The following is a 5,506-nucleotide window of genomic DNA, read 5'->3' on the forward strand; positions in this document are numbered from 1 at the left end:
AATTTTAGCGGCTGCTTCGTTTGCCATAACGGCATCCACATCATTCAGAATCACAGATGCACCATTGGCACATAATTGTCTTGCTATTTCAAAACCAATACCCTGGCCGGCGCCCGTTATAATCGCTGTTTGTTTGTCGAATGGTTTTAGTGGCATCGTTAGTATCTTAAATTTGAATGTGATAAAATCTTCTGCAAAGCCAATTATTTCGGCAGGAAGAAAAGTTTGTAATAAAGGTAATGCAGCAAATAGGAATTTTTTTTTTAAAAAAGATTATGAGTTGGGCGTTAACAAATCCGGTATCTGCCTGGTGACAATCATATTCATTTAATACAGAAGATTCGCACCTGCTGAATTGACCTTACCCATTGCCGTTAGCGTCATACTTGGCGTTTGCAAATTAACAGTTTCGCAAAATGAAATATGATAAAACCTGGTAAATTTCTTGGCGATCCCTAGGTGGATTTTTTTTCCCAATATTCAAATCGTGCCCGCCTGTTCTTCGTTTTAAATAAATAATTTTGTAGCTTAGTTACGTTGATATTTTAATATAAGATTGGAAGTTTAATACATAAAAAGTATTGCGATGGCAACGGTAAAATTTACATCTGCGCTGGAAAGATTTTTTCCCGGTATTAAGGAGTTACCAGCAAGGGGAACTACTGTGCGGGAAATTTTAGATGAAGTGGAAGCAGGGTATCCAACCTTACGGAGTTATTTGGTTGATGAGCAGGGTCGACTGCGGGGCCATGTAAATATATTTATTGATGGCGGCATCATAAACGACCGTGATGGCCTAACTGATCCGCTATCGCAGGACAGTGAGATTTACATAATACAAGCCTTATCCGGCGGTTAACAATAAAATCGATTTATATGACACCGACTTTGCTTCTCGGCACCCGTAAAGGTTTTATATCTTATCGTTATCACCATAATCATTGGGAGGTGGAAAATCTTTCTTTTGAAGGAGTGCCGGTTTCTATAGCTTACGAAGATGCCCGCTCCGGTACGTGGTGGGCAGCCTTGGATCATGGTCATTGGGGTGTGAAGCTGCACCGCTCAAAAGACAGGGGGAAAACCTGGGACGAAGTTGCAGCGCCCGCATATCCGCAAGGTGAGGAAATAAAGGATGGAATAATGGCCACCACCCGTTACATATGGTCTGTTGCCAACGGAGGAAAATCATTCCCGTCGAGACTATGGCTGGGCACCGATCCCGGTGGTCTGTTTGTGAGCGACAATGAAGGAGATCAATTCGACCTGGTAACATCCCTTTGGAACCATCCGACCCGCAAACAACATTGGATGGGTGGCGGCCGCGACCAGCCGGGCATACATTCTATTGTGGTAGATCCGCGGGATGAAAATCATATTCATGTAGGCATCAGTTGTGCCGGGGTATTTGAAACAAATGATTCCGGCAAAACGTGGCAGGTAAGAAACAAAGGGCTCAGGGCAGATTTTCTGCCCGACCCTCTATCGGACATAGGACATGATCCTCATATCCTGGTTGCAGCGCCTACAGATCCGGATATACTCTGGCAGCAGAATCATTGTGGTATATTTCGCTCCATTGATGGAGCGAAGAACTGGGAAGAGATAAGCCAGTCTGAAGGTCCCGCCAGGTTTGGGTTCGCACTTTCCGTAGCCGATGATGATCCTGCCCAGGCATGGGTATGTCCTGCCAATAGCGATACGACACGTACGGCCATTAAAGGTGCACTTTGTATTTGCCGCACCGACGATGGGGGAAAGACCTGGAAAAATTTACGCAAAGGATTGCCGCAGGAAAACTGTTTTGATATCGTGTATCGCCATGCGTTGGACAGTTCCGGCGATGCCGTTGCTTTCGGCACAACTACCGGTAATCTTTTCTTTTCGCCCGATAGGGGTGAAAGCTGGCAAACTATCAATAACTATTTACCCATGGTGTATTCGGTACAATTCGCCTGATCAAAATGATGGAAGTTAATTATAAGGTAAAAAATTCCTTTCCTCATACCCTTAAATCTATGGTGCGACCATAGACTGACGTTTTACACCTCCGGTTTCAAATATTCAGAAATAATTTATCCACGCCGGATAATGAATCGGGATTATATTCGTTCGTAAATTATAATCTCATTTTTTATTAAAGCCCCAGCACATGAAAACACTTAGATCCCTGGCAGTTCTGCTACTCCTTGCATGTACCATTCTTTCATTTAAATCCATTGATGATTGGACTATGGTAACAACTGAAAATTGTAAAATCTTTTTTCCTCGTCAACCAACAGACCAATCGGGCACTGTAAATACCGCTAAAGGGAATTTGAAACTGAACATTTACTCGTATAACGCCGCGACTAATAAGGCCGACGACAATTTAGCTTATATCCTTACCGAAACCGAATATCCTGACTCTTTGATTAATTCCGGTAACGACAACGAACTTGACGCATTCTTCAAAAATTCCATCGACGGTATCGTAAATAACTTTCATGGTAAATTAGTGAGCGAATCCAAAACTGCAATTCAGGGATTCCCCGGGCGGCAGGTGAAATTAGATATTCAGCAGGGGAAGTCGGTAATGAACATTCGTCTGTACCTGGTGAATAACAGGCTTTATATGCTGGAGATAGTCACTGCGGCGGATAAGGATGATAATTCATCTATTGAAAAGTTCATGAACTCTTTTGAATTAATACGTTCGGCTAACGTTGAACCCGGGAGTTAGTGAGGCAATTTTTTTTAAAATTTGCAAAAGGCAGTTTGCGGCGAAACTAATCTTCCGCAATATTTAAAGATCAATACTGCCTTGTAGCCGGGCAGCCAACTTTTTTCTGTTTCTTTCCGGGAAGAATTCCGGCGATCTGTTTGTACTTGTCGAAAAAATAACGGACGGTGTAAGTTATCGCTATGTAATAATATCCATCCTTATTATTCGGGTTGCCGCGACCGATGCCGGCTGCGGGATACGGCCCGGCCTGCACTTCATTGCCACGATAAGCCAGTTCAACTGCTTTTGCTCCTTTTGCATTGAGGAGAGCAGCCTCGTCTACATACTTATTGCTTACATCGTCCAGGTAATCGGTAAAGATTTTGCGATAACCAAATTCAAGACCTATTCGCATGTCTTCGTTGATTGAGTACGATGCTCCTATTCCAACAGGAACACTAAACTGGGTGAGTTTATAATTTTTTATACCTGCGGTGAAACCTTCGCCTTCGGTACTAAGCGGCTGAAGAAAATATTTCTTACCGCTTGTATCTTTTGTATATGGATTGAAATGATAAATTCCGATGCCGGCAAATATATAAGGCGTCCACCAGTGTTCATTCAGACTTAGAAAATTATACTGGCCGGTCAATTCCCAGTCGGCGATCTTTGAACTGAAATTCAGGTTTCTCCGCTGCATGGCGGGCGTTCCTTTTTTATCATCAGCATGCAGCGACGTAAGTGTTACATAACTTCTCAAAGAGAGATGTTCAGATAAGTCGTATTGCGCACCTAAGGATCCCATTAATTTTGCCTGCGAAAGTGAGACGGTCTTTGCTTTCAAATCACCTTCATAATTGGCAACTCCCAGCCGCCCGGAAAAATAAAAATTCTGTGCAGATGTTATTATTGGAAAGAAGCAAGAAATAAATAATAATTTTTTCATTTGAATAAAATAAGGAGATGTCGAAATTAGATAACGTTTATTGATTCTATTTATTTCAGTTGTACTTAACATGATATTGAATAAATCTCCTAAATACTTGTGTTTCCTGTTTTGGAAAGGTTTAGATTATTTAAATTGCTCTATGATTAGACACTTACTACCTGATGTTGAAATTTTTCCGAAGGATGGAATAACTTAAATCCAGAAGTTTTCTTTTGACGTTTTATCATAATAGGTTTTGTAAGCAACCTCCCTGGTTTTACATGCCGATCTTTTACTAAATGACATTGACCTGCGCCTTTGATGGCAAATTTTTCTTTAAGCGGGAATAATTTTATTTTACTCTTATCTTAATTTAAATTGTGCACAGTTATGAAAAAGTTAGTTCACAATTATTTCCCATTTGTTTATCTCTTTGCCTTGGTCCTGTTTGCATCGTGCCAGAAAGAATATAGCTACGAAGGCGGGCCACAGGCCAGTTACATCATAGAAGGTTCGCCGGCCGCGTGTGCTCCTGTAGTACTTTCCGGATATTATATTGCAGGTGCACCCACAGGAAACTCTAACAATTTGCAGGTTACAGTCCAGGTAACAACCGCAGGCAATTATACTATTTTCACAAGTCCCACTGATGGAATTTCATTTTCCGCATCGGGCAATTTTGCAACTACAGGTACAGAGGTTGTTACACTTCAATGCAGTGGCACGCCTGCTTCTGCCGGCACGTTTACAATCAAAATTCCCGGGACTAATGGTTGTTATTTTACATTGAATGTATTGAAGCAGGCACCGGCAAGCTATATACTCTCCGGCTATCCCAACGATTGCTCGAACCCGAAAATTGAGGGTGTTTTTGCAGCAGGTTCCGAGGTAAAAGCAACTAACTCTATAACCATCGAAGTAATCGTAAACACACCGGGTGACTATAATATAAGAACAGATACGATCAATGGCATTAGTTTCTCTGCGTCAGGACATTTCAATTCTGCCGGCCCGCAGACCGTTGTTTTGAAAGGCGTTGGTATGCCAGGCGATCCCGGATTGCTGTTTTTTAATTTAAATTCTGATTCCTCACATTGCAGTTTCAACCTGCCGGTGCAATGTGCAGAGCCGCTTGCTACCTATGTTTTGCAATCGGGCACTGCCCCAACCGGGTTGGTTTGCGCTCCACAATCTATACAGGGAACTTACACTGCAGGCGTTGCATTAAACAGCAGCAATACAATTACTATAACACCTTATGCTACGCTCCCCGGCAACTACGCCATATCTACGGCCAGGATTAATGGAGTAGTTTTTTCAGCAATTGGAAATTTTCCCGCAGCAGGTGAGTATTCCATCGCACTCAAAGGCAGCGGTACACCTTTGTCTTCGGGAACCTTTACATATACGCCTTATATTATTGGGCCTTCGCCGATTGGTGGGGAGTCGTGTGATGTATCTATAACTGTTCAATAATTTTGGTCTTATAATAATACAGGTTTAAATTTAAAAGCCATCTTCTATATTAAAGCAAGCCAGAGCGCTTAATATCGTTGACTTACCGGGGGCTACGCCCTCTGCTGAGATATAAGTTTATGCGATATGCTTACGCACGTTAAAATACCAATAAACAATTCCCGAAGCTTATACTAACTATTACGGATACACGACAAAATTACCAGGTTAATAACAGTTCACCGCACCGTCATTTTCTTTAACCAAAATAGGGAATAAAAATGCGGACTGCATGCGAAAATCCCGATTGCCTTTTCTCCATTTGGAGGCAGGCCGAAACCCCAACAATAATGCCAAAGACAACCTCAATAGGGTTGTTATCTTATTGGAGAAAACACAATACGAGTAGGGAAAGAGCCTGT

The 5,506-nt window shown here is 42.1% G+C and carries 7 protein-coding genes; 4 read left to right on the plus strand and 3 right to left on the minus strand.

Annotated features, from left to right (window positions below; all coding sequences use genetic code 11):
- On the minus strand, positions 1–156 hold a 156-nt coding region (locus ACO1O5_RS10565), incomplete at its 3' end, for an SDR family NAD(P)-dependent oxidoreductase (RefSeq protein ID WP_486270005.1).
- Positions 157–586: 430 nt separating this feature from the next.
- On the opposite strand from ACO1O5_RS10565, the gene ACO1O5_RS10570 reads away from it, so the two are divergent.
- The 3 genes from ACO1O5_RS10570 (at position 587) to ACO1O5_RS10580 (ending at position 2,719) form a co-directional block, all read left to right on the plus strand.
- Positions 587–859 (plus strand): MoaD/ThiS family protein, encoded by a 273-nt coding sequence (locus ACO1O5_RS10570; RefSeq protein ID WP_486269993.1) that lies wholly within the window; start codon positions 587–589, stop codon positions 857–859.
- Positions 860–876: 17 nt separating this feature from the next.
- Positions 877–1,956: a WD40/YVTN/BNR-like repeat-containing protein gene (locus ACO1O5_RS10575; RefSeq protein WP_486269995.1), complete on the plus strand. Its 1,080-nt coding sequence runs from the start codon at positions 877–879 to the stop codon at positions 1,954–1,956.
- Between the two features lie 193 nt (positions 1,957–2,149).
- The gene (locus ACO1O5_RS10580) at positions 2,150–2,719 is read left to right on the plus strand and encodes a hypothetical protein (RefSeq protein WP_486269997.1); all 570 of its coding nucleotides are present in this window, start codon (positions 2,150–2,152) and stop codon (positions 2,717–2,719) included.
- Positions 2,720–2,789: 70 nt separating this feature from the next.
- Here the strand turns inward: ACO1O5_RS10580 and ACO1O5_RS10585 are convergent, their stop codons facing one another.
- On the minus strand, positions 2,790–3,647 hold the full coding sequence (locus tag ACO1O5_RS10585; protein ID WP_486269999.1) for a DUF6089 family protein: 858 nt from the start codon (positions 3,645–3,647) through the stop codon (positions 2,790–2,792).
- A 372-nt stretch (positions 3,648–4,019) separates the two neighbouring features.
- Between ACO1O5_RS10585 and ACO1O5_RS10590 the strand changes: the two genes are divergently transcribed.
- Positions 4,020–5,105 (plus strand): hypothetical protein, encoded by a 1,086-nt coding sequence (locus ACO1O5_RS10590; RefSeq protein ID WP_486270001.1) that lies wholly within the window; start codon positions 4,020–4,022, stop codon positions 5,103–5,105.
- A gap of 207 nt (positions 5,106–5,312) precedes the next feature.
- Here ACO1O5_RS10590 and ACO1O5_RS10595 read toward each other — a convergent pair.
- Positions 5,313–5,506, minus strand: a 194-nt coding sequence (locus tag ACO1O5_RS10595) for a hypothetical protein (protein ID WP_486270003.1), incomplete at its 5' end; no start/stop codon positions are given.

The sequence above is a fragment of the Ginsengibacter sp. genome (genome assembly GCF_057362405.1).